Raw genomic sequence first — 23,688 nt, 5'->3', positions numbered from 1 at the left:
CCCGGCGCCGCTGGTCAGCGCCGCCGGGCCAGCGTCTCGACGGCCTCGCGGACGACCGCGGCGTCGATCAGGCGACCCCGGGCGTCCAGGGTGATGCCACCTTTGGCCCGGCTGAACTGATCGACGATCTCCTGCGCCTGCGCGAGGGTCTCGGGGGATGGGCTCGTGGCGGTGTGGATCACGTCGATCTGGGAGGGGTGGATCGCGGTCCGCGAGCGGAAGCCGAGATCGAGCAGGTGGTGGGTGCTGTCCTCGAACGCCGCCAGGTCGCGGAAGTCGGTGGACGTGGGGGCGACGGGCGCGGCCCGGCCGGCCGCGGAGCAGTGCATGACGACCTGCGTGCGGAGCGCGTCGACCGCGGCCGCGGTGCGGGGCGAACGGGTCATCCGCAGATCACCGAGCAGGTCGACCTCGCCGATGCCGAGCGTCGTGATCCGGGGGTGGGCGGCGATGCGGGCGAGGTCCCGCACGGCGGCAGCGGTCTCGACCAGGCCCACGACGTCGAGCCGGGACGTGCCGCGCTCCTCCTCGAGGGCGGCCATCATCTGCGACGCTGCGTCGAGGTGCTCGGCCGAGCACTTCGCGATGAACAGCCCCTGCACGCCCGGGCGGACCGCGGCGCCGAGGTCCTCGGCGAGGAAGTCCGGTGAGACGCGGACCCACACCTCGGGACCGGTCGCGGCGGGCGTGCGCCCGCCCAGCCACGCGATGACCTCGCGTCGGGCGGCGGCCCGGTCCGGAACGGGGACCGCGTCCTCGAGATCCAGGACGAGTGCATCCGCCGGGCCCGCCGCGCCCTTCACGAAGAGGTCGGGCCGGTTGCCGGGGACGTACAAGAACGAGCGCGGCAGGATCCGGGTCACGCCGGTCACGGCGGTCACGAGCGGGCCGGCTGGAGAAGCTGGGTGATCGCGTGTGCGGCTGACAGCACCTCGGCGACGTGCTCCTGGTGGGACTCGTCGGCGAGCTCGGCATAGCGTGCCGCGGGGCCCGACGAGCTGATCGAGCCGAGCACGTTGCCGCTCGCATCGAAGAACGGGGCGGCGATCGAGGCGGCTCCGGTCATGCGCTCGTTGTTCGACGTCGCATATCCCTGGGTGCGGACCAGGTCGAGGCCCTGCCGGTACTCCTCGACGTCGGTGGTCGGCCGTACGTCCACCAGCTCGGCGATGACCTCGTCGATGAAGGCCGGGGGGAGGAAGGCCAGGATCGAGCGGCTCGACGCGCCTGAGTGCAGGGGGAACTGGGGACCGATCTCGACCACCATCTTGACCTCCTGCGGGCTCTCGTACTGGTCCAGGTAGATGCGCCGGTTGCCCACGAGGACCGAGAGCGTCGCGGTCTCTCGTGTGAGGTCGCGCAGGCCGCGCAGGGTCGGGGCGGCCAGGCTGCGCACGTCGAGCTGGCTCCAGGCCTTCGTCCCCAGACCGACCGCCGTCGGCCCGAGGGCGTACCTGACGTCACCGGGGACGACCTGCACGAGCGAGCGCGAGGCGAGCGACTGCAGGATGCGGTGCACGACCGCCTTGCTGAGCCCGAGGTCCCGGGCGATCTGGGAGACGCCGAGGGGCCGGTCCGAGCGGGTGAACGACACCAGGACATCCGCGACGCGATCGGCGGACTCCGTGCCGCTCGCACTCTCCGGAGAGGGCCGTGAGGAAGTGGTCGACGCCATGCTGTTCCTTTCGAATGTTCTGAGTGTTCCGCTCAGCGAACCGTACATTTTGCGGACGAGTGTGATGCAAGTCTAGTAATCCCGGCACAGCCGTGGAATAGTGACCGAAAAGTAGCCGTCGGTTCTCAGCTGGAGTTCGCTGAGCGGAACACATGGTCCGCACGGCGTTCCTTTCAGTGGAACATATCTCTGGTGCCGTTGGCACGGAAGGCAGGGTCTCAAGGATGAAGAAGATCGCGAGCGTGGTGACCGCACTGGTCGTCGCCGGAGGGCTGGCAGCGTGCAGCGGCTCGGACGGGGGCTCCTCGGGCTCGAGCACCATCACCATCGGATCGATCCACCCCACGTCGGGTGCCCTCGCGGGCGTCGGCGGCCTGATGGACGACGGCGCCAAGCTGGCGGTGGCCGACATCAACGCGGCCGGCGGCATCAAGGCGCTCGACGGCGCCAAGCTGAAGCTGTCGAGCGGTGACAGCCAAGGCAAGGCGGAGGTCGGCCAGAGCGAGGCTCAGCGCCTCATCGGCGACGGTGCCGTCGCGCTCATCGGCACCTACCAGAGCGACGTGACCCAGAACGTGGCGGCAGTGGCCGAGCGCGGACGCGTCCCGTTCGTGATCGACGTGGCTGTGGACGACAAGATCCTCGACCAGGGCTACAAGTACTCGTTCCGGGTCCAGCCCGATGCGACCAGCATGGGCACCTCCGGCGCCGAGTCGCTCGCCAAGATCGGCGAGGACAGCGGCACGCCGATCACGTCGGTGGCCTACCTGCACATCGAGGGCGCGTTCGGCGACAGCGTGTTCAAGGCGTTCGAGGAGGAGGCTGCGAAGCAGGGCATCACCGCGGTCAAGGAGATCACCTATCCGGCGACCAACTTCTCCGACGCGACCACGCAGGTGCGCGAGGCCGCAGCGTCCAACCCCGATGTCATCGTCGCGACGGGCTACTTCCCCGACGGCGTGCTCATCGCCAAGGCCGTCTCGGAGCTCAAGCCCGACATCCGCGGGCTGTACGGCATCGCCAACGGGGCGTTCGACGACGGATCGTTCCCGCAGGCCTCCGGCGCATCCGGCCAGGAGGTGCTGAGCGCGAACTACCACTACGACGCCAACAGCAAGCGGGTCGGTGACATCCGCACACGCTTCGAGAAGAAGTACGGCAAGCCGATGGAGACGGCGTCGATCCTGTCGTACCAGGCGGTCGAGGTCATTGCGGCGGGGCTGGAGAAGTCGGGCTCGGATGATCCCGAGGAGCTGCGCGAGGCCATCTCCGGCATCGAGATCGACGATCCGCTGCTCGCCTTCGGCGGTCCGATCACGTTCGACGAGCGTGGCCAGAACAAGAACGCCACGGTCATCGTCATGCAGGTCCAGGACGACGCCGTCGAGCAGGTCTTCCCGAAGGACTTCGCGACGAAGGACCTGGTGTTCCCGGTGGGCTCGAACGGATGACCGACACCTCCACCGGGCAGCAGGCCCAGATCCTCAGGGTCTCCACCCACCCCACGACCGTGGTGGCGGTGACCGTCGTCCTCCTGCTCGCCGCGGTGTACGTGGTGGGTGGGAAGGACAGCGGGCTCGTCACGCAGTCGATCGTGACGGGCGTGCTGCTGGGTGGGGTGTACGCGCTCGTCTCGATCGGGCTGACCCTGATCTTCGGTGTGCTGGGCGTCGTCAACTTCGCGCAGGGATCGATGCTGACGATGTCGATGTACATCGTCTACGCACTCGTCGCGGGGCCCGGCATCCCCGTCTACGTCGCGACCCTCCTGGCGATCCCGGTCATGTTCATGTTCGGCATGTTCGTGCAGCAGTTCCTGCTCAACCGGCTGACCTCGACCGGCAGCCACGAGGGCCCCTTGCTCGTGACGCTCGGCCTGCAGCTGCTCATCGCCAACGTGCTCCTGATGATCTTCAGCGGTCGGCCCAAGTCGGTCGGCGCTCCGTTCGACGGATCGTTCGACATGTTCGGCGCGATCGCGTCGTACTCCCGCGTCATCGCGTTCGTGGGCGCAGTGCTGGTCGGCATCGCCCTGACCCTCGTCCTGCGGCGCACGTCGCTCGGTCTGTCCATCCGTGCAGTGGCCGCCAACGCGCAGGGTGCCGCCCTGGTCGGCGTCAACGTGCGTCGGGTCTACGCCCTCACGTTCGGCATCGGCGCGGCCAGTGTCGCCGTGGCCGGAGGCCTGATGACCCCGTTCACGAGCCTCACGCCGTCGGTCGGTGAGCAGTTCACGATCCTCGCCTTCGTGATCGTGGTGCTCGGCGGGCTGGGCAGCGTGCTCGGCGCGACGATCGGCGGGCTGATCATCGGACTGGTCCAGACGGTCGGTGCTCTCTACCTGCCCGGCACAGGATCGCTGATCCTGGTGTTCGCGGTCTTCGTCGTGGTGCTCTTCCTGCGCCCCCAAGGTCTGTACGGAGCCAAGTGATGACTGAGACCTCTGTTTCGTCACCCCCGGCACACGAGCTGCCGGCGGCGGACGACCCGCGGCTCAAGGACACGTGGGCGCGCCGCCAGCTCATCGTGCTCGTCGTGGGTGTCGCGGTGCTCGCATGCCTGCCGCTGGTCCTGGGCGAGCAGGGCGAGAGCGTCGCGATCCGCACGCTCATCTTCGCGATCATGGCGGTCGGCTGGAACCTCATGAGCGGGTTCGGCGGCATGTTCAGCTTCGGTCACGCGGCCTTCTTCGGCATCGGCGCCTACACGGGTGCCTACCTGCTCGTCGACCACGGCATATCGCCGTGGATCTCGATGATCGTCGCCGCAGTGCTGTCCGCCGCGGTGGGAGTCACGATCGCCTACCTGTGCCTGCGGTACAAGCTCGCGGGCTCGTACTTCGCCCTCGCGACCTTCGCGTTCGCGCAGATGTTCCTCCTGATCGTGCAGAACCTCGACGTCCTGAACAAGACGGAGGGGTTCAACGTGGAGATCCTGCCGAGCGACTCGTGGTCGATGCTGCAGTTCCAGCAGGGCAGCCCGCTGTACTTCTGGATCCCGCTCGCGATCCTCGCGGTCGCGGTGCTGATCTCGATCCTCTACGTGCGCTCACGGGCCGGCCAGTACGCCCAGGCGGTGCGCGACGACGAGGTCGCCGCGTCGTCGCTCGGCATCGACACGATGCGGGCACGCCTCATCGCCGTGGCGCTGAGCTGCGGCATCACGGCGGTCGCCGGCGTCTACTACACGCAGTACTACTTCTTCGTCGGTCCTGAGCAGGCCTTCGGCTCGGCGGTGTCCGTCGAGGCCATCATCCCGGCCGTGATCGGCGGTATCGGCACGATCTGGGGGCCGGTCATCGGCGCGGCCGTCGTGGGCCCCCTGTCGGAGCTCGTGGCGACGGTCCTTCGCAATCCCCCCGGGTTCCTGTCGTTCCTGCAGGGCACGTCGGGGCTCGACGTCGCGGTCTACGCAACGCTGCTCATCATCATCGTGATCGTGATGCCCAAGGGCATCTTCGGCACCATCAGGGATCGGTGGCGCTCATGAGCCTGCTCGAAGTGCAAGGACTCACCAAGACGTTCGCGGGGCTCACGGCCGTGAGCTCGGTCGACATCAGCGTCGAGGACCGGGAGTTCCTGGGCATCATCGGACCCAACGGCGCGGGCAAGACCACACTCTTCTCCCTCCTGGCCGGCAGCCTGCCGCCCACCGAGGGCCGGGTCGTGTTCGACGGCGTCGACGTCACCGGCTGGTCGGCGCAGAAGGTCGCCCGGACCGGCCTGGTGCGCACGTTCCAGCTCATGCGGCCGTTCGAGTCGATGTCGGTGCTCGAGAACGTGACCATCGCCTCGCTGGCCAACCGTTCGCGCAAGGACGCCAGGCGTCACGCGCTCGGAGTGCTCGAGCGGGTGCAGCTGGCGCAGTACGCCGGCACGAGCTCGGGCAGCCTGCCGACGGCCGGGCTCAAGCGCCTCGAGCTCGCCCGCGCGCTCGCGATGGAGCCGCGGATGATCCTGCTCGACGAGGTGCTGGCCGGACTCGTCCCGGCCGAGCGGGCGCCCATGATCGAGCTCCTGCGCGATCTGCACGCAGACGGGCTCAGCGTGATGTTCGTCGAGCACATCATGGCCGCGGTCATGGCGCTGTCGGAGCGCCTCGTGGTGATGCACGACGGGCGGGTCCTCACACAGGGCGTCCCCGCCGAGGTGATCGCCGAGCCCCAGGTGATCGAGGCCTATCTCGGAGAGGACTACGCGTGATGCTCGAGCTGAAGAACGTGTGCGCGGGCTACCGCCGCCTGGAGATCCTGCACGACGTCAGCCTGACGGTCGGCGAGAAGGAGATCGTGTCCCTCATCGGCGCCAACGGTGCCGGCAAGACGACCACGTTGCGTGCGGTCGCGGGCATCATCAAGGCGACCGGTGGCGAGATCCTGCTGGGCGGCAAGCCGGTGCAGTCGCAGCGGGCCGACGAGATCGTCCGGGCCGGCATGCTGCACGTGGCGCAGGACAGGGCGCTCTTCGGAGACCTCGACGTGATCGAGAACCTGGAGATGGGCGCCTACTCGCAGCCCCGGTCGAGCATCAAGGCATCGCTGGACCAGGTGTTCGACCTGTTCCCGATCCTCGCGACGAGGCGGACCCAGAGAGCCAACACGATGTCGGGCGGTCAGCAGCAGATGCTGGCGATCGGCCGGGCGCTCATGGCACGTCCGACGTGCCTGACGCTCGACGAGCCCTCGGTGGGACTTGCGCCCAACCTCGCGGCACAGGTGATCACCGCGATCACGCAGATCCGCGACACCGGGGTCACCGTGCTGATCGTGGAGCAGAACGCCTCGCAGGCGCTGGCGATCTCCGACCGGGCGTACGTCATCGAGAGCGGCGCGATCGTGCTGGAGGGCTCGGGTGCCGAGCTCGCCGACGATCCGCGGGTCCGCGCGGCCTACCTGGGCACCTGATGGCGGAGTTCCTCGTCCACATCGAGATCGAGTGGCCCCCCGAACGCTCCCAGGACGAGCGGGAGAGCATCTTCGCCGCCGAGCTCGTCCAAGGCCAGCGCCTCGCGCACGCCGGCCAGCTCCGCCGGTTGTGGCGGGTGCCGGGGAGGTGGGCCAACTGGAGCCTGTACGACGTGCCCGACGCCACCGTCCTGCACGAAGCGCTCACCTCGCTGCCGCTCTACCCCTGGATGAACATCGAGGTCCACGCGCTGGCCGAGCACCCCAACGATCCACGCGCCCTCGGCATCGAGCCGCCCGCCCCGACGAAGGAGACAGCATGAGGATCTTGGCGTACACCCCGATCGCGGTCGGCGAGCAGGAGCTCGCCCGGCGTCAGGCGCGCTATGCCGAGCACAGCCCTGCGGGTGTCGAGGTCGAGCTGCGTGACATCGGCCCCGACAGCGGCGCTCCCTCGGCACTCGACACGCCCGAGGACGTCGCAGCGTCCGAGCGGGCCGTGCTGAGGGCGTTCACGGAGGCAGATCCCAGCGGCTTCGACGCGTTCCTGCCCGATTGCGTCCTGGACCCGGGCATCGACGACCAGGAAGACCTGGCTCGTCCGCTGCTCGGCATCGGCCGGCTCACGGGTTCCTTCCTGGCGAGCCAGGGGACCCCCCTGTACTCGGTGGCGCGCAACGAGGCGATCGCCGCCGAGCTGGACCGTCGATTCGCGTCGTACGGCGTGGCCGCCCCCGCGACGCGCGTCCTCGACCTGGGGTTCGACGTCATCGCCGACGACCGGGTCTGGAACGAGACGGTGTCGCGCAGCGTCGCCGATCTCGACGAGGGATTCGTCTTCAACGCGTGCTCGGCCGTCGACGTCGCCGTGAGCGGCGCCGGACCGGTGCTCGTGGACCCGACGGCGACCGCGCTGCGTCTGCTGGGCCTCCGGGCCGCCTTGGAGGGCGGAGTCGCGTGAACGCCGACGGCGGTCCCGATCTCGTCGTCGCCGGTGCTGGCGGCGGTCTCGCGGCGGCCATTCGGGCGGCCTCACTGGGTCTCGACGTCCTGGTCGTGGACTCCAACGAGCACTTCGCGGTCGGCAACAACACCGCGATGTCGACCGCGATGATCCCGGGGGCCGGGAGCCGCTGGCAGCGCGAGAGCGGTGTCGAGGACTCGGCCGAGATCTTCGTGGGCGACATCATGGCCAAGACCCACGACGAGGCGGATCCCGCGCTGGCCGCGACCCTGGCCGGCGTGAGCGCCGAGCTCGTGGAGTGGCTGGCCGACGACGTGGGCATGCCCCTGTCGCTCGTCACCGACTTCGATTACCCGGGGCACAGCAGACGTCGCTGCCACACCGTGCCGGGCCGCTCGGGCCGCGCGATGCTTGCGCACCTCGTCCGCGAGGCCAGGCGCCATCCCCGGATCGATCTCCTCGTCCCGGCGCACCTCGACGACGTGCTGATGGGAGAGACCGGTGTCCGCGCCGTCGTCGTGTCGACGCCCAGTGGCACCGAGGAGATCCCGACCGACGCGGTCCTGCTCGCGACGAACGGATTCGCCGCCAACCGCGATCTCGTCGCGCAGCACGCCCCCGAGATCGCCGAGGCGGTGTACCACGGCAGCGAGGCCTCGACCGGCGACGCGTTGGCGATCGGCGCGCGACTGGGCGGCGCGACGGCGTACCTCGACGCGTACCAGGGGCACGCCGCGCTCGCGATGCCCGCGGCGACACTGGCCGGGTGGGCGACCGTGATGCACGGTGCGTTCCTGGTCGATCGCCACGGACGGCGCTTCGGCGACGAGACGACGGGCTACTCCGAGTACGCCGCCGAGGTCCTGCGGCACGCGGACGGCCAGGCCTGGATCATCCTCGACAGCCGCATCGACGAGGCGTGCTCGGTGTTCCAGGACTATCTGGACACCCGGGACTCGGGCGCCGTGAAGTGGGCCGGTACGGCTCGGGAGCTGGCCGCCGAGACGGGCATCGACCCGGAGGGGCTCGAGCGGACGTTGCGCCAGACGCAGCTGTTCGCCAGGGGGGAGCAGGACGACGAGCTCGGTCGCACCTTCTGGGAGCAGGAGCTGGGCGGCCGACTCGCCGCGGTCGCGGTGCGACCCGCGCTGTTCCACACGCAGGGAGGTCTTCGCGTCGACGAGCACGCGCGAGTGGTCGACGAGGCCGGGTCACCCATCGTGGGGCTGTACGCGTCGGGCGGTGCCGCGATGGGCATCTCGGGCCACGGCGCGGGCGGCTACCTGGCCGGCAACGGGCTGCTCCCGGCCCTCGGCCTGGCCTACCTCGCGGCCGATCATGTGGCGGCCGGGCACAGCTAGCGAGAGATCTTGACCGATGTGCACCCACGAGCGTGCCGGGTCAGCGATAGTGAGCATGAGGGTGTCGCCCCCCGAACCGACCGACGTCGTCCTCGTGGCCAGGATCCGGTTGTTCGCTGCTCTGCGCTCGCGGCAGGGCCTCGCGGGCACGACACAGATGGAGGGCGCATGACGCTCCGAGCACGGCACATGGGAAGACTCCTGTCGTTGGCACTGGTCAGCGGGACGCTCGTCGCCACGGCGGGAGCCGGGACGGCGTACGCGGCCGACCCGGTGAATGGTGGGCTGAGCGCCGGCGACAGCCTCTTCCCGCGACAGGGAAACAGCGGCTACGACGCATTGCACTACGACATCGAGCTCAAGGTCGACGTGGCCGTGTCGTCGACCAACAACGCTCCCGCGACGACCACTTTTCCGGCTGCGACCACGACCGTCACGGCGCGGACGACCGATGCTCCGCTCGCGTCGTACGCATTCGACTTCCAGGGTTCGGTGGGTGATCTGGACGCCAGCACGCTCAACGTGGACTCCGTGGCCGTGGACGGCGCCCCGGCCACCTTCACTCGCATCGAGAACACCACCGAGTCCGACGCCACGACCGATGAGCACAAGCTGATCGTGACCCCGTCGCGTCCGGTCATCGGCGAGTTCACGACCGTCGTGAGATATCACGGCACCCCTGTCCGCCACACCGACACCGACGGCTCCTACGAGGGCTGGAACAACACCACCGACGGCGCCACGTTCGTCAACCAGCCGGTCGGCTCGATGACGGTGTTCCCCAACAACAACACCCCGCGGGACAAGGCCACGTACACGATCACGGTGGATGCGCCGAGCAGGCTGGGCACCTCGGCGCAGGCCGCAGCTGCGAACCCCGGCCTGCGCGACGCGGCAGTCGTCAGCAACGGCGAGCTGACGTCCCGCACGCGCAGCGACAGCGGTGCGCGCACGACCTGGGTCTGGGAGCAGACCAAGCAGATGGCCAGCGAGCTCTCGCTGATCTCGGTCGGTCGCTACGACATGTACGAGTCGGACATCGCGCTCGCCAGCGGCCGCACGATCAAGGAGTGGTCGTTCATCGACCCGGCCATCTCGGTGGGCAACCAGCAGACCACCCAGTCGACGCGGGCCCAGCTCAAGCAGATCCTCGACTTCCTGGAGAGCAGGTACGGCCCGTACCCGGGCAACAGCACCGGTCTGGTCACCGACGTCGTGCCGAGCGAGATCAACTACGCCCTGGAGACCCAGGACCGCTCGTTCTTCCCCAACAGTGCGAGCCGCGGGACCACGATCCACGAGGTCATGCACCAGTGGTTCGGCGACAACGTCTCGCCCGTGGACTGGAACGACATCTGGCTCAACGAGGGCCCGGCGACGTACGCCGAGGCCCAGCTCACGTACGAGGGCTCGGGCTCCTCGACCACCAGCACGGAGTCCTCGTACTTCACGTCGTGGAACAACACCGCCCCGACGAACGCGCTGTGGAGCGTCCCGGTCGCCAAGATGGCCAGGGCCGAGCAGCTGTTCGGCCGCCCGACGTACACCCGCGGATCCATGACCCTCGAGGCGCTGCGCACCGCGATCGGCGGCCGGGACTTCGCTCGGGTGATGGAGCAGTGGCAGGCCCGCTACGGCGGCACGAGCAAGCGGACGGCTGACTTCATCGCGCTGGCCGAGGAGATCTCGGGCCGCGACCTCACTGCGTTCTTCGAGGAGTGGGTCTACACCACCGGCAAGCCCGCGTGGCCCTCGAAGTTCGATCTCACCCTCGCCGCGCCGAGCGCACCTGTCGGCGCGGACGAGGCGATCAGCTTCACGCTGACGAGCCGCAACACGGGCCGGGTCACGCAGACCGGAAGCGTCGTCATCGTGGACCTGGACGACGTCCTCGACGACGCGACGCTGGGCGAGCTGCCGGCCGGCACGACGATCGATGGCAGCACCCTGACGTGGGCCGTCCCGACGACCGCGGTCGGCGCCACCTCGACCGTGTCGATCCCGCTGACCACCGCACCCGACTCGACCGGGGCCGCCCTCAAGGCGTCCGCTCGGGCCAGCACGCTCGGCGCCACGTGCGTCGACTGCACGACGTCCATCGTGGTGGGCGCACCACCGGTCGCGCCCTCGGCTCTGCCGACCGTCGCCGGCACGCCCGTCGTGGGCCAGCAGCTGACCGCGGGGACGCCCGGATGGGCCTCCGGCACGACGTTCGCGTACCAGTGGCTGGTCGACGACTCGCCGGTCGCGGGTGCCACCAAGGAGACCTTCACACCCGACGTGTCAGCCGTGGGCCTCGCGGTCCGCGTGCGGGTGACCGGGTCCAAGGGCTCGGCATCACCGGTCACCAGGACCAGCGAGCCCACGGCCGCGGTCGCGCGGGCGACCCAGCCCGGGTCGATCCCGACGGTCTCCGGCACGCCGCAGATCGGCAGGACGCTGGTGGCCGACGTCGGCACCTGGGAGCCCGGCACGTTCTTCACCTACCAGTGGGCGACGAACGGCACCAACGTCTCGGCCGCCAACGGCGGAACCGGTCCCACCTTCACCCCGTCGCTCGCCGCTCAGATCGGTCAGACGGTCACGGTGACGGTGACCGGCACCAAGGCCGGTTTCGTCACCACGGCCAGGACCAGCGCCGCGACCGGGGCGATCGCGACCGGGGAGTTCGGCAGTCTGCCCAGGCCCACCCTGAGCGGCGTCCCGCGCGCACTCGCACCTGTCACGGCCGATCCCGGCACGTGGGACACCGGTACGGCGTTCACCTATCAGTGGGCGGTCGACGGTGAAGAAGTCGCGGGTGCCACCGGCGCGACGTTCACCCCGACGCTGGACCAGGTCGGCCTGCCGCTGACGGTGACGGTCACCGGGACCAAGGCCGGCTATGCGATCCCGGCGAGCCGCACCAGCAAGCCGGTCGCCATCGCGCCTGCCGAGCAGACCGAGACGCCCAAGCCGACGATCTCGGGGACGCCGAAGGTTGGCGCCCCGCTGACCGGTGATCCCGGGACGTGGCCCGAGGGCGTGTCTCTCGCGTACCAGTGGTTCGCCGGCGACCAGGCCGTCGAGGGCGCGACAGGCCTGACGTACGTCCCCGCCGGTGACGCGGCGGGCAAGCGCATCACGTTCGCGGTGACCGGTACGCGGGCGCGCTACGCGCCGGCGACGAGGACCAGTGACCCCACCGACGAGGTGGCGACGGGCGATCTCGTCAGGACCCCCAGGCCGACCGTCAGCGGCAGTGTCGCGGTGGGCAAGAAGGTCACCGCGCGTCCGGGTTCCTGGGACGACGGCGTGCGGCTGGGCTACCAGTGGTTGCTGGAAGGCAAGGCGATCCGCGGCGCCACCTCCACGACGTACAAGATCACGGCAGCCGATCGGGGCCGCACGCTGTCGGTGGTCGTGACCGGTTCCAAGGCGGGCTACACCGCCGTCTCCCGGACCAGCGCCGGTCACCGCGTCGCCCTGGGCACGCAGACCCGTCGCCCGAGGCCGTCCATCAAGGGGACGCCCAAGGTCGGCCGCACGCTGACCGTGAAGAAGGCGACCTACGACAAGGGCGTCAAGCTGTCCTACAAGTGGTACGCGGACGGGCACCGCGTCGGCAGCAACCGGCCGACGCTCACGCTCAAGAAGGCGTACCGCGGCGATCGCATCACCGTGCGAGTCGTGGCCAGGAAGACCGGTTATGTCACGTGGGGCAGCACCAGCGCGAAGACCGGCAAGGTCCGGTAGGCAGGGGGACAGCACAACGGCCCGGCTCCCTGTGGGGAGCCGGGCCGCGGTGTGTCAGGCGGAGATCAGCGGATCGTGACCTTCACCGTCTTGCTCTTGCTGGACTTGGTCAGCCCGTTGCCCGCGAAGGTGACCCGCAGCTTGTGCGTGCCCTTCTTGAGCTTCAGGGTGATGACCTCGGACTTGTTGGCGTCGACGCGAACGGTCTTGACCTTCTTGCCCTTGTCGGTGATGACGACCGAGCCTGCGGTCTTGACGCCGGGCGCGATCAGCTTGACCGTGACCCGCGCCTTCCTGGCGTTCTTCCACTTCTTGACCTTCAGCGACAGCGACGAGCTTGCCTTGGCCACGCTGATCGAGGCCGGGGCGCTCGTCGAGGAGCCGTAGCTCGCCGACGAAGGCTCGAACGTGGCGACCACGGAGGTGGTCCCGGGGCGCAGACCCTGCACCTTCAGGCTCGCCTTGCCACCGCTGGTCGTACCGGTCGCCAGCACCTTGGTGCCGGCTCGCAGGGTGACGGTGCCGTCGAGAGCCGTGCCCTCGGCGTCCTCGGCGCGGACGGTCACGGTGGCCGCTCGCGGGTACGTGACCCCCTTGGCCGACGTGATGGCCACGCTCGACCCACCCGGGGCGACGACGGGGTCGCCCGCGGGGGCGGCCCAGAACAGACCGCGTGCGGCCTGGCTCATGCCGCCCTTGGTGTGGGTGCGGAAGAACACCGACGTGCCGAAGACCATCGAGCGGGCTCCGGTCGTGGCGTTCTCGGACGACACGACCGAGGCCTGGCCTGCGGCCGTGCTCGGACCGTTCGTCGCCGCGGAGGCGCCGCTCGCACGCCAGTGGCCCGCGAGCAGCGGGTTCGCGGCGTACCTCTGCTCGACCTTCACGTTCTCGCCGAGCGACGTGAACGAGTAGGCCGGGTAGATGAACGCGCTGTCCTGCTTGTACGGCGCGAGCACCGAGTCCGCAGGCGTGTCGACCGCGACGATGCCGTTGCCGGAGCTGTTGCCGTTGACGACCGTGCCGCTCATGAGACCGAACGACGAGGCCGCGTTGAACGCAGCGTTCGAGCGACCGAGCAGTGCGCCGCCCTCGTCGAGGAAGGCCTGCACGGCGCCACGGGCGGGGGCGAAGCTCACGGCCGGGTTCGAGCCGGAGGCGGCCCGGTCAGCGGTGTTGAACGTCGTCCCGATCCACAGGACGTCGATCCCGTCGAGCAGCTGCGGGTTGGCGTTGACCGAGTCGGCGGTCACCTGCACCAGATCGTCGAAGCCGAGCTGCTGCAGGGAGAGCCTGTCGTCCTGCGTGCCGACGTAGGCGATCGTGAGATCCTGCAGCGCCTTGGTGTCCTCGTCATCGAGGGCATCGAGATCGGCCTTGGTGGCCGCCTCGACGTCGATGTCGTATGCCGAGGCAGCCTTCTTGGCTGCGTCGTACGCCTCGGGCCCGACGACGACCGAGCCGTCGGCGAGCATCGAGACACGCGCGTCCTCCTCGAGGAGGGCATTGAGGGCCTGGTAGTCGGGGACGCCTGCGACGTCGAACGTCAGGTAGCCGGCCTTGGTGGGGATCGACTCCTGGGGAGTCGCCGCCTTGATCGGCGTGGTGGCTCCGACGGGAGCCTCCGTGGTCAGGCCGATCTTGTCGACCGTGGCGCCCCAGGTGTACGAGTAGCTCCACGCCGAGATGTCGTACATCGAGGGCACCTTGTTGGAGATGTCCTCACCGAGGTCGAGCAGGGAGTTGGCCAGTCCGCGCAGCGGCTGGTGCATGTCGATGACGTAGGAGCCCTTGGGGTACGTCGTGCCGTCGATCGTGGTGGCGGCGTCGAGCGTGCCGACCTCGATGTCGTGGGTGATCAGCTGATCGACCAGGCGGGTCGCATCGCTCTTGGAGCGCTGTCCCTCGCCGACCGGGATGACGTACGCGCGCGGCAGGGTGATCTTGTCCTGGTCGTCCACGACGTCCCACAACGGCTGCCACTGGGTCGGTCCCGGGACGCTCTTGACCTTGTCGACGGTCAGGTTGTCCTTGGGCTCGCCCGCGACGCCACGACGGAAGGTCTCGATCTGGTTCTTGATCATGTCCCGCGCGTTGCCGGCGGTGTTCATGTAGTCGACGATGCTGTCCATCGTCTTGTACGCGACGGCGGAGTTGATGACCGCGTTCGCTGGCGACTGGCGCCCGCTCGGGGTGCCGTTGCGGCTCTTGGGCAGCTCGACCGTCGCTGCGGCGGCTCCGTAGAACGAGTTGTACTGCGCCGTGAAGATCGGCGGGAAGTCATCCCATCCGTCCGGGGTGTCGCGGTAGGGGATCTTGATGTGTGCGGTCTCGGCCGACGTGTTCTCGTTGACGACCCGGCCAGTCGTGGTGTTGTAGTACGTGTTGCCGGGGATGTCCGCGGCGACGACGTCCTTCTCGACCTTGAGCGCGAGCGCGTAGTTGTGCGGCATGATCAGGTCGTACTCGTAGTTGGAGCCGTGCGGCGGGCCGGTGGGCTCCATCTGCAGCACGCTGGTGTACCCGTGGAAGTCCGCGGCGTAGATCGGCTGGATCGCCTGTGCCTGACGGATGAACGACTTCGTCTCGGGCGTCGAGTTGGTGATCATGTCGCGGTTGGGATCGAGTCCCAGCGCGGTGGCGCGGGTCGCGTTGGTGCGACCGTCAGGGTTGAGCGACGGCGAGAAGTACAGGCGGTTGTTCGCGAGGATGCTGCGCACCTCGGCGATGGGAGCCGTGGCGAGGTAGTCGATGTACTTCATCGCCGCGTCGGTGCCCTCCCACTCGTTGCCGTGGATGTTGTTGCTGATCCAGACCGGCGTCTTGTAGTTCTCGAGCAGCGCCTTGTCCGTCGCGGCAGCGGCCGGATCGGTCTTGATCTTGTTCTTCCAGGCGGTCTGCTGCGCGGTCTCGTCCGCGCTCTCGGGCGCGGTGACCGTCACCAGGTAGAGATCGCGGCCCTCCGTCGACTGGCCCACGACCTGCGCCGACACCCGGTTGCTGGTCTCCATGAGATCGAGCAGCTTCGAGGCGATCTCGGGGTGCCCGATCAGCTCGGCCGAGCTGGCGGCGTCGTCGGCGTTCGGCCGGTAGATCTTCAGATCCGGCTGGTACGGGTACGACGTGGGCATGTCGATCGGATCGCCGGCGACCGCAGTCTCGGCGGCCCGGCGGACCACCTGGGCCTTGCTGAGCGGATCGACCTTCGCGGCGGTCGAGGGGCCGCGGCCGGGGGTCGGGCTGGAGGCGCTGGGGGACGGTTCGACGGCGGACGCCGCGCCACTGGTGCTGGACAGCACGCAGGTTGCGGCGAGCGCCATACCGGTCACACCGATGAGAGCGCGAGATTTCCTCACGGATGGGCTCGTTCCTGTGGGGGTGCGGAAGGTGCCGTCCGGCACGGACGGCACCCCATGGTGAAGACAGACTGCCTGACTTGCCGGTCGTTTGGCTACGTTTTACGCAGCATTAACATGACGTCGGGGGCGCGAGATGCCCCGGCTCAGTCGTGGATGACGGCCCTGCCCAGGCGTCGCAGCTCCGCCAGGCCGTCGATCATCGACCGGATCTGCGCGGGCGAGTGCCCCTGCCAGTCGTCCAGCTCGCCGACGATCCTGACCGGTTCGCGGGTGCGGAACGAGCGCGTCGGATTGCCCGGCATCTTCTTGTCCGTCACGTTGGGATCGTCCTCGGGCTCGCCGAGGGGCTCCACGACGTAGATGCGCGGACGTCCGTCGCCCGCCGCGAGCTCGGCACCCCACGCAGCGGCGTCCAGCGTCTGCGTGACGTACACGTGATTCATGACCCGTTCCTCCTCGAAGTTGGAGAGCCGGCCGGGCACCAGCAGATCGCCGATCTCGAGCTGGGCCCTGGTCCCGTGGAGCAGCGATCCTGAGGGGTGGACCTCGAACGGTGTGGGTCCTTGCGAGCTGCTCACGAGGCCTCTTTCGTCGCGGGTCGTCGGCCGTGGGGACGATTGTGCCGTCCATGTCCGATAGCCGCCAGTGACTGTCGGCAGGGCGAGTCATGATGGAGTCATGATCACCGACCACGAGCGCTGCTACCGGGCCGTGCAGGCGCGCGACGCGCGCTTCGACGGGGTGTTCTACACCGCAGTGCGGACGACCGGCATCTATTGCCGTCCGTCGTGCCCGGCCGTCACCCCCAAGGCGCACAACGTCACCTTCCACCCGACGGCCGCGGCTGCGCAGGAGGCCGGCTACCGGGCGTGCCGACGGTGCCGCCCCGACACGACGCCCGGCTCGCCGGAGTGGAATGTCCGCGCGGACGCGGTCGGGCGGGCGATGCGGCTGATCTCCGACGGCGTCATCGAGCGCGAGGGTGTCGAGGGGCTGGCCGATCGCCTCGGCTACAGCCAGCGGCACGTGACCCGGATGCTCACCCAGGAGCTCGGCGCCGGACCGCTCGCCCTGGCGCGCAGCAATCGCGCTCAGGCCGCACGGGTGCTGATCGAGACCACCGAGATGCCGATGGGCGACATCGCCTTCGCTGCCGGATTCGCCTCGATCCGCCAGTTCAACGACTCGGTGCGCCAGGCGTACGCGCTGACGCCGACCGAGATGCGGGGGCGCCGGCGCGGCACGCCCACTGGACGCATCGCGGTGCGTCTCGCGGTCCGGCAGCCGTTCCATGGCGAGTCGTTGCTCGACTTCCTGGCTGCGCACGTCCTGCCGGGTGTCGAGACCGTGCAGGGTCGCACGTACGCCCGGGTGCTCCGCCTGCCCCACGGGCTCGGCGTGATGTCGCTGACGATCCACGACGACCGGGTCGACTGCGAGCTCGAGCTGGCCGATCTGCGTGACACCGCGGTCGCGATCGGGCGGGCCCGCCGCATGCTCGACCTCGACGCGGATCCGGTCGCGATCGACGAGGTGCTGCGCGCCGATCGCGTCCTGGCCCCGCTGGTCGCCGAGGCGCCCGGACTGCGAGTGCCCTCCCACGTCGACGCCTTCGAGCTCGCGGTGCGCACGATCGTCGGCCAGCAGGTCTCCGTCGCCGGGGCAAACACCGTGCTCGGGCGGCAGGTGCCCACCCGGGGCACCCCGGTCGACTTCGCCCTCGCCTCGGCCTTCGGCCTGACGCACGCCTTCCCGCCGCCCGAGGCGTTCGCCGACGCCGATCCCACCACCCTCGGCATGCCGCAGTCCCGTGCGAGGACGATCATCGGGCTGTCGCAGGCCGTGGCCGACGGCAAGCTCGATCTCGATCCCGGCGTCGACCGCGATGCGGTCCGCGAGCAGCTGCTCGAGATGCGCGGCATCGGCCCCTGGACGGCCGACTACATCGTGATGCGCGGCCTCGGCCATCCCGACGTCCTGCTCACGACCGATCTGGTCCTGAGGCGCGAGCTCGAGCGCCACGGCCTGACCCCGGACGACACCGACCGATGGCGTCCCTGGCGCTCCTACGCCGGCATGCACCTGTGGCGTGCCACCTCCGCCAGCGAAAGGACAGCACCATGACCACTCGATGGATGAGCTCACCGATCGGCGCTCTGCGGCTGCACGCGTCCGCCGGCCTGATCACCGCGATTCGCTTCGACGCCGGGCCACCCGTGGGCCGGCGGTGCGCCGATCCGCTCCTGGATCGCGCCGAGGAGCAGCTGGGGGAGTACTTCGCGGGCGACCGCACCGAGTTCGACCTGCCCCTGGCCAGCGACGGGACCGAGTTCCAGCGCAAGGTGTGGGCCGAGCTCCAGCGCATCCCCTACGGCGAGACCGCGAGCTACGGCGACATCGCCCGTCGCCTCGGCTACGAGCCGGTGATCTCCCGTGCGGTCGGCGCGGCCAACGGCGCCAACCCGATCCCGATCGTGGTGCCGTGCCACCGGGTCATCGGGTCCAACGGGACGTTGACCGGCTACGCGGGCGGCGTCGAGCGCAAGCGCACCCTGCTCGACCTCGAGCGTCCCGGCCTCTTCTGACGCGGATGCCAGCACCGACACGGCCGATCTGACCCCGCTGCTCATCTGGGGATGGCACGATCTGGAGCAACCCCGTCCCGTCTGAGGAGCGCCATGGCCACCAAGAGCAAGACCGCGACCAGCACCAAGTCCAAGCGGTCGAAGAAGTCCGCCGACACCGAGCTGGACATCGCCCGCGCCACGATCAAGAAGCTCAAGAGCACGATCGCCGGGCTCGAGAAGAACGTCGGCAAGCTCGAGAAGAAGACCTCCGGGCTCAAGGCGGAGGCCAAGAAGCTGCGGGCGTCCGCGAGCTCGTCGGCCAAGAAGACCAAGAAGGTCAAGAAGGCCAAGAAGTCCGACGAGGCCAAGAAGTCCAATGAGGCCAAGGCGAGCAAGCAGGCCGATGTGGAAGGGGCCGCGAAGGTGACGGTTCCCGCCGAGACCCCTGCACAGGCCCCCGTCGAGACCGCATCGACGGCCGACTCGGCGCTTCCCCTCGAGACCGTCCCGGTCGCCGAGCGTACGGTCGCCCAGCTGCGCGCCGCGGCCCGCGAGCAGGGCATCCCGGGCTACTCGCGGATGCGCAAGGACGAGCTCGTCGCCGCCCTGTCCTGACCCAGGGGGTCCGGGCCCGCCTGTGGACGATCGTTCGACGTGCCCCGCGAATCGGAGCAGGGTCGGAGCATGACCGACGAGATACCTCCGCTCCTGCCGCCCGACCAGATGCCACCTCTGCGCGTCGTCGCCGATCTCGACCGCTTCTGGCGATCCCTCAAGGGTCCGTGGGGCTTCACGCGACCGCAGCTGTGGTGCGTGATGCTCGGGCCCGAGGGGGAGTGGACCTCGGTGTTCATGAAGATCGAGGACTGCCCCGATCGTCCCGATCCCGCCATGGTCCGCAGCCTGTTCGGGACGTTGACGTCCGTGGTCCTCGACCACGCCCCCGGCGGATCCCTCGCGCTGATGTACGCCCGCCCGGGTCCCGACGACCACCGCGCGGACGATCGCTGCTGGGCACGTGGGCTCGACGACGCCGGACGCCGGGCACCCGTCGACGTCTGGCCGGTATTCCTCGCCAACGACGTGTGCGTCCGCATCGCGGCCCCCGACGACCTCGCGGCCTAGCGAGCCGTCAGCTGCTGCGGCGCAGGCTCTGCGAGAGCCGCTCGGCCGCGGCGACGACTGCGGGGGCGTGCATGCGGCCGGGCTGGCGGGTGAGGCGCTCGAGCGGGCCGGAGACCGAGACCGCTGCGACGACCTTGCCGGAGGGTGAGCGGACGGGCGCCGACACCGACCCCACACCGTTCTCGCGCTCGCCGACGCTCTGGGCCCAGCCGCGACGGCGTACGGCGGACAGCTCGGCGGCGGAGAAGGTGGCCTTGAGCAGCCCCTTGTTCATGCGCTCGGGATCCTCCCAGGACAGCAGCACCTGGGCGGCCGAGCCGGCGCTCATGGTCAGCTGGCCGCCGACGGGGATCGAGTCCCGCAGACCGGTGGGGCGATCCGCGGCCGCGACGCAGACCCGGAAGTCGCCCTGGCGGCGGAACAGCTGGGCCGACTCGCCCGTGATGTCACGCAGCCGGGCCAGGACGGGGCCGGCTGCCGCCAGCAGGCGGTCCTCGCCGGCCGCCGCGGCGAGCTCGCCGAGCCGGGGTCCGAGGATGAACCTTCCTTGCATGTCGCGGGCGACGAGCCGATGATGTTCGAGAGCGACGGCGAGGCGATGCGCGGTCGGTCGGGCGAGGCCGGTGCTGGCCACGAGGCCTGCGAGTGTCGCCGGTCCGGGCTCGAGCGCTGCGAGCACCATGGCCGCTTTGTCGAGAACGCCGACTCCGCTAGAGTTGTCCATGTCTTGATACTGCCGTATCGCATTGTGAGACGCAAGCGGCGAGATCGCCGAGCTACGAACCCACAGCCCCGCATGCGGGGGACCCCGAGGAGAGCGCCATGGGCAAGACACTTGCCGAGAAGATCTGGGAAGAGCACGTCGTACGCCGTCACGAGGGCGAGCCGGACCTCCTCTACATCGATCTTCACCTCATCCACGAGGTCACGAGCCCGCAGGCGTTCGACGGTCTGCGCCTCTCCGGCCGTACGGTTCGTCGCCCCGACCTGACCCTCGCAACCGAGGACCACAACATCCCGACGACCGACCTGGACAAGCCGATCGCGGATCTCGTGTCGCGCACGCAGGTCGAGACGCTGCGTCGCAACTGCGAGGAGTTCGGCGTCCGGCTGCACCCCATGGGCGACATCGACCAAGGCATCGTCCACGTCGTCGGTCCCCAGCTCGGCCTGACCCAGCCGGGCATGACGATCGTGTGCGGCGACTCGCACACCTCGACCCACGGCGCATTCGGCTCGATCGCGTTCGGGATCGGGACGTCCGAGGTCGAGCACGTCCTCGCGACGCAGTCCCTGTCGCAGGCCAAGCCCAAGATGATGGCCGTCGAGGTCATCGGCGAGCTGCCGGCCGGTTCGACCGCCAAGGACCTGATCCTCGCGCTGATCACCCAGGAGACCACCGGCGGCGGCCAGGGCTACATCGTGGAGTACCGCGGCGAGGCGATCCGCAAGCTGTCGATGGAAGCCCGCATGACGATCTGCAACATGTCGATCGAGTGGGGCGCCAAGGCCGGTCTGATCGCGCCCGATCAGACGACGTACGACTACCTCAAGGGTCGTCCATCGGCCCCGACCGGTGCCGACTGGGACGCGGCGGTCGCGCACTGGGACAGCCTGGTCACCGACGAGGACGCCGAGTTCGACAAGGTCATCACGATCGACGCCTCGACGATCACGCCGTTCGTCACCTGGGGCACCAACCCCGGTCAGGGCGTCGCGCTGTCGGGCAACGTCCCCGACCCGGCCACGTTCGAGGACGACAATGAGCGGGTCGCCGCCGAGAACGCCCTGCGCTACATGGGGCTCGAGGCCGGCACCCCGATGAAGGACATCAAGGTCGACACGGTCTTCATCGGCTCCTGCACCAACGGACGCATCGAGGACCTGCGCGTCGCAGCCGACCTGATCAAGGGTCACAAGGTCGCCGACGACACCCGCATCCTCGTGGTGCCGGGCTCGGTGCGCGTACGTCTGCAGGCCGAGCAGGAGGGCCTCGACGTGATCTTCAAGGACGCGGGCGCCGAGTGGCGCGGAGCGGGCTGCTCGATGTGCCTCGGCATGAACCCCGACCAGCTCGTCCCGGGGGAGCGCAGCGCGTCGACGTCCAACCGCAACTTCGAGGGACGCCAGGGCAAGGGCGGGCGTACGCACCTCGTGTCGCCCGACGTCGCCGTCGCGACCGGCGTGCTCGGCCACCTGGCCGGGCCGGCCGACCTCGCTCAGCTCGAGAAGGCAGGAGCCTGACCATGGAGAAGTTCTCGTCCCACACCGGCGTCGGTGCACCGCTGCGCCGCAGCAATGTCGACACCGACCAGATCATCCCGGCGGTCTGGCTCAAGAAGGTCACCCGCGACGGCTTCGAGGAGGGATTGTTCTCCGCGTGGCGCAACGACCCCGACTTCGTCCTCAATCAGCACGCCTACAAGGACGCGACGGTCCTGGTCGCGGGTCCCGACTTCGGCACGGGCTCGTCGCGTGAGCACGCGGTCTGGGCGCTGCAGAACTACGGCTTCAAGGTCGTCATCTCGCCGCGATTCGCCGACATCTTCCGGGGCAACTCGGGCAAGGCCGGGCTGCTCGCCGCGCAGGTCGACGAGAAGGTCGTCCAGCGACTCTGGGACTACCTCGACGAGAACCCGGGTGCGTCCATCACGGTCGACCTGGAGACCCGGACGGTCAAGGCGGGTGAGGGCGTCGATGCGATCGAGGACTCGTTCACGATCGACGACTACACGCGCTGGCGCCTGCTGGAGGGCCTCGACGACGTGGGGATCACGCTGAGCCACGAGGACGACATCGTCGCGTACGAAGCCGCCCGCCCCTCCTTCAAGCCCGCCACCCTCTAACCCCCACCGCTGACGCGCGCCTCCGGTCCGCCGAGGGGAGCCTCCGGTACGTCGAGGGGAGCCCCCCGGTACGCCGCGAAGCGGACGGAACCCTCCCGTCAGCGGACGGAACCCTCCCGTCAGCGGACGGGAGGCGCGCGTCAGCGGACGGGAGGCGCGCGTCAGCGGGGGGTGGGGAAGATGCTGATCGAGGTGGCGGTGTCGGTCGGGCCGTCGGTCTCGACGAAGACCCGCTGGCCGATCCGCAGATGGCGGATGTGGTCGGCGAGGGACTCGGCAGCGAACGTGATCGACATGCCCTGGTCGGTCAGCAGATGACCTGATCGGGTCGTCTCGTCGAAGCTCGCCACGGTGCCTTGCATGTCCCACACCCTAGTCCCGAGCACTCGGGACTAGGCTCCCCTCATGGAGCGTCGTCACTTCCCGAAGACCTTGCGGGTCATCGTGTTCTTCCTTCGGCCCGTGCTGATGCTGATCACCAAGCGTGACTGGCAGGGCCAGGACAAGCTCCCCACGGGCGGATACGTGCTGGCGCCCAACCACCTCTCGCACCTCGACCCGTTCCTGATCTCGCACTTCATGGTCGACCAAGGCATCCCCCCGCGGTTCCTCGCCAAGGACACGTTGATGTCGCTGCCCGTGGCCGGCCGCATCCTGCGCAACGCCGAGCAGATCCCGGTCTACCGCAGCACGGCGGGCGCGGCGGAGTCGCTGCGCGCCGCGATCGCCGCGGTCGAGGCAGGCAGCGTCGTCACGATCTACCCCGAGGGGACGATCACCCGCGATCCGGCGGCGTGGCCGATGTCCGGGCGTACGGGAGCGGTGCGCGTGGCCCTGGCCACCGGCCGCCCGCTCGTCCCGGTCATGCAGTGGGGGCCGCAGGAGATCCTGTGGCCCTACACGAAGCGCCCGCGATTCTTCCCCCGCAAGACGATCCACGTCCGGGTCGGCGATCCGCTCGATCTCTCCGAGCTCGAGGGCAAGCCGCTCACCGAGGAGCTGCTCTCCAAGGCGACCTCCCAGCTGATGGACGCCCTGACTGAGATGATGGCCGAGGTGCGCGGCGAGGTACCCTCGACGCCCCGCATCGACGTGCACGCACTGAGCAGGCCCAAGACCAAGTACCAGGGCTGAGCCCTCCAACAGATGGGAA

General features: G+C 69.4%; 22 protein-coding genes. 16 read left to right on the top strand and 6 right to left on the bottom strand.

Annotation, left to right across the window (positions count from 1 at the left end; all coding sequences use genetic code 11):
- Positions 1-14: 14 nt before the first annotated feature.
- Together GEV27_RS12585 and GEV27_RS12580 are read right to left on the bottom strand one after the other, a co-directional pair.
- Complete coding sequence (locus GEV27_RS12585) at positions 15-881, bottom strand: CoA ester lyase (RefSeq protein WP_153934515.1); 867 nt, start codon at positions 879-881, stop codon at positions 15-17.
- Positions 878-1,675, bottom strand: coding sequence for an IclR family transcriptional regulator (locus tag GEV27_RS12580; protein WP_153911592.1), 798 nt, complete (start codon positions 1,673-1,675; stop codon positions 878-880). The genes GEV27_RS12585 and GEV27_RS12580 overlap by 4 nt, the downstream gene beginning before the upstream one ends.
- 224 nt (positions 1,676-1,899) lie before the next feature.
- Between GEV27_RS12580 and GEV27_RS12575 the strand changes: the two genes are divergently transcribed.
- The 9 genes from GEV27_RS12575 (at position 1,900) to GEV27_RS12535 (ending at position 12,638) form a co-directional block, all read left to right on the top strand.
- Positions 1,900-3,126, top strand: coding sequence for an ABC transporter substrate-binding protein (locus GEV27_RS12575; protein WP_228765158.1), 1,227 nt, complete (start codon positions 1,900-1,902; stop codon positions 3,124-3,126).
- The gene (locus GEV27_RS12570; protein ID WP_153934511.1) at positions 3,123-4,106 is read left to right on the top strand and encodes a branched-chain amino acid ABC transporter permease; all 984 of its coding nucleotides are present in this window, start codon (positions 3,123-3,125) and stop codon (positions 4,104-4,106) included. The genes GEV27_RS12575 and GEV27_RS12570 overlap by 4 nt, the downstream gene beginning before the upstream one ends.
- Positions 4,106-5,164, top strand: coding sequence for a branched-chain amino acid ABC transporter permease (locus tag GEV27_RS12565; RefSeq protein WP_153652197.1), 1,059 nt, complete (start codon positions 4,106-4,108; stop codon positions 5,162-5,164). Before GEV27_RS12570 ends, GEV27_RS12565 begins: the two co-directional genes overlap by 1 nt.
- A complete protein-coding gene (locus GEV27_RS12560) occupies positions 5,161-5,877 on the top strand; it encodes an ABC transporter ATP-binding protein (RefSeq protein ID WP_153911590.1) in 717 nt (238 codons plus the stop codon). Before GEV27_RS12565 ends, GEV27_RS12560 begins: the two co-directional genes overlap by 4 nt.
- The gene (locus tag GEV27_RS12555) at positions 5,877-6,578 is read left to right on the top strand and encodes an ABC transporter ATP-binding protein (RefSeq protein WP_153654987.1); all 702 of its coding nucleotides are present in this window, start codon (positions 5,877-5,879) and stop codon (positions 6,576-6,578) included. Before GEV27_RS12560 ends, GEV27_RS12555 begins: the two co-directional genes overlap by 1 nt.
- A complete protein-coding gene (locus tag GEV27_RS12550) occupies positions 6,578-6,901 on the top strand; it encodes a muconolactone Delta-isomerase (protein ID WP_153911589.1) in 324 nt (107 codons plus the stop codon). Before GEV27_RS12555 ends, GEV27_RS12550 begins: the two co-directional genes overlap by 1 nt.
- Positions 6,898-7,539, top strand: coding sequence for a hydantoin racemase (locus GEV27_RS12545; protein WP_153934509.1), 642 nt, complete (start codon positions 6,898-6,900; stop codon positions 7,537-7,539). Before GEV27_RS12550 ends, GEV27_RS12545 begins: the two co-directional genes overlap by 4 nt.
- Positions 7,536-8,903, top strand: a complete 1,368-nt coding sequence (locus GEV27_RS12540; RefSeq protein ID WP_309222220.1) for an FAD-binding protein — start codon at positions 7,536-7,538, stop codon at positions 8,901-8,903. The genes GEV27_RS12545 and GEV27_RS12540 overlap by 4 nt, the downstream gene beginning before the upstream one ends.
- A 189-nt stretch (positions 8,904-9,092) precedes the next feature.
- Positions 9,093-12,638: a M1 family aminopeptidase gene (locus GEV27_RS12535; RefSeq protein WP_194944196.1), complete on the top strand. Its 3,546-nt coding sequence runs from the start codon at positions 9,093-9,095 to the stop codon at positions 12,636-12,638.
- Between the two features lie 65 nt (positions 12,639-12,703).
- Here GEV27_RS12535 and GEV27_RS12530 read toward each other — a convergent pair whose 3' ends face one another.
- Positions 12,704-15,994, bottom strand: a complete 3,291-nt coding sequence (locus GEV27_RS12530; RefSeq protein ID WP_194944195.1) for a M14 family metallopeptidase — start codon at positions 15,992-15,994, stop codon at positions 12,704-12,706.
- A 146-nt stretch (positions 15,995-16,140) separates the two neighbouring features.
- The gene (gene arr / locus GEV27_RS12525) at positions 16,141-16,575 is read right to left on the bottom strand and encodes an NAD(+)--rifampin ADP-ribosyltransferase (protein WP_309222219.1); all 435 of its coding nucleotides are present in this window, start codon (positions 16,573-16,575) and stop codon (positions 16,141-16,143) included.
- A gap of 100 nt (positions 16,576-16,675) precedes the next feature.
- Here arr and GEV27_RS12520 point away from each other — a divergent pair, with 100 nt between their 5' ends.
- From GEV27_RS12520 to GEV27_RS12505, 4 genes are all read left to right on the top strand, one after another.
- Complete coding sequence (locus GEV27_RS12520; RefSeq protein WP_153911586.1) at positions 16,676-18,121, top strand: DNA-3-methyladenine glycosylase 2 family protein; 1,446 nt, start codon at positions 16,676-16,678, stop codon at positions 18,119-18,121.
- Complete coding sequence (locus GEV27_RS12515; protein WP_153652206.1) at positions 18,118-18,582, top strand: methylated-DNA--[protein]-cysteine S-methyltransferase; 465 nt, start codon at positions 18,118-18,120, stop codon at positions 18,580-18,582. Before GEV27_RS12520 ends, GEV27_RS12515 begins: the two co-directional genes overlap by 4 nt.
- A gap of 93 nt (positions 18,583-18,675) precedes the next feature.
- Positions 18,676-19,179 (top strand): Rho termination factor N-terminal domain-containing protein, encoded by a 504-nt coding sequence (locus tag GEV27_RS17585; protein WP_208430844.1) that lies wholly within the window; start codon positions 18,676-18,678, stop codon positions 19,177-19,179.
- A gap of 69 nt (positions 19,180-19,248) precedes the next feature.
- On the top strand, positions 19,249-19,689 hold the full coding sequence (locus tag GEV27_RS12505; protein ID WP_153911585.1) for a hypothetical protein: 441 nt from the start codon (positions 19,249-19,251) through the stop codon (positions 19,687-19,689).
- A gap of 7 nt (positions 19,690-19,696) precedes the next feature.
- Here GEV27_RS12505 and GEV27_RS12500 read toward each other — a convergent pair whose 3' ends face one another.
- Positions 19,697-20,413 carry an IclR family transcriptional regulator gene (locus GEV27_RS12500; RefSeq protein ID WP_153652209.1) on the bottom strand — a complete coding sequence of 239 codons (717 nt, stop codon included), beginning with the start codon at positions 20,411-20,413 and terminating at the stop codon, positions 19,697-19,699.
- A gap of 98 nt (positions 20,414-20,511) precedes the next feature.
- Between GEV27_RS12500 and leuC the strand changes: the two genes are divergently transcribed.
- Together leuC and leuD are read left to right on the top strand one after the other, a co-directional pair.
- A complete protein-coding gene (gene leuC / locus GEV27_RS12495; RefSeq protein WP_153911584.1) occupies positions 20,512-21,933 on the top strand; it encodes a 3-isopropylmalate dehydratase large subunit in 1,422 nt (473 codons plus the stop codon).
- A gap of 2 nt (positions 21,934-21,935) precedes the next feature.
- On the top strand, positions 21,936-22,535 hold the full coding sequence (gene leuD, locus GEV27_RS12490; protein ID WP_153652211.1) for a 3-isopropylmalate dehydratase small subunit: 600 nt from the start codon (positions 21,936-21,938) through the stop codon (positions 22,533-22,535).
- Positions 22,536-22,696: 161 nt separating this feature from the next.
- On the opposite strand, the gene GEV27_RS12485 is transcribed toward leuD, so the two are convergent.
- Positions 22,697-22,897, bottom strand: coding sequence for a cold-shock protein (locus GEV27_RS12485; RefSeq protein ID WP_153911583.1), 201 nt, complete (start codon positions 22,895-22,897; stop codon positions 22,697-22,699).
- Between the two features lie 43 nt (positions 22,898-22,940).
- Here GEV27_RS12485 and GEV27_RS12480 point away from each other — a divergent pair, with 43 nt between their 5' ends.
- Positions 22,941-23,669 carry a 1-acyl-sn-glycerol-3-phosphate acyltransferase gene (locus GEV27_RS12480; RefSeq protein WP_153652213.1) on the top strand — a complete coding sequence of 243 codons (729 nt, stop codon included), beginning with the start codon at positions 22,941-22,943 and terminating at the stop codon, positions 23,667-23,669.
- The last annotated feature ends 19 nt before the right edge of the window (positions 23,670-23,688 follow it).

The sequence above is a fragment of the Aeromicrobium sp. S22 genome (genome assembly GCF_009661045.1).
In the GTDB taxonomy this organism is placed as follows: domain Bacteria; phylum Actinomycetota; class Actinomycetes; order Propionibacteriales; family Nocardioidaceae; genus Aeromicrobium; species Aeromicrobium yanjiei.
This window is presented reverse-complemented; position numbering and strand designations above follow the sequence as displayed.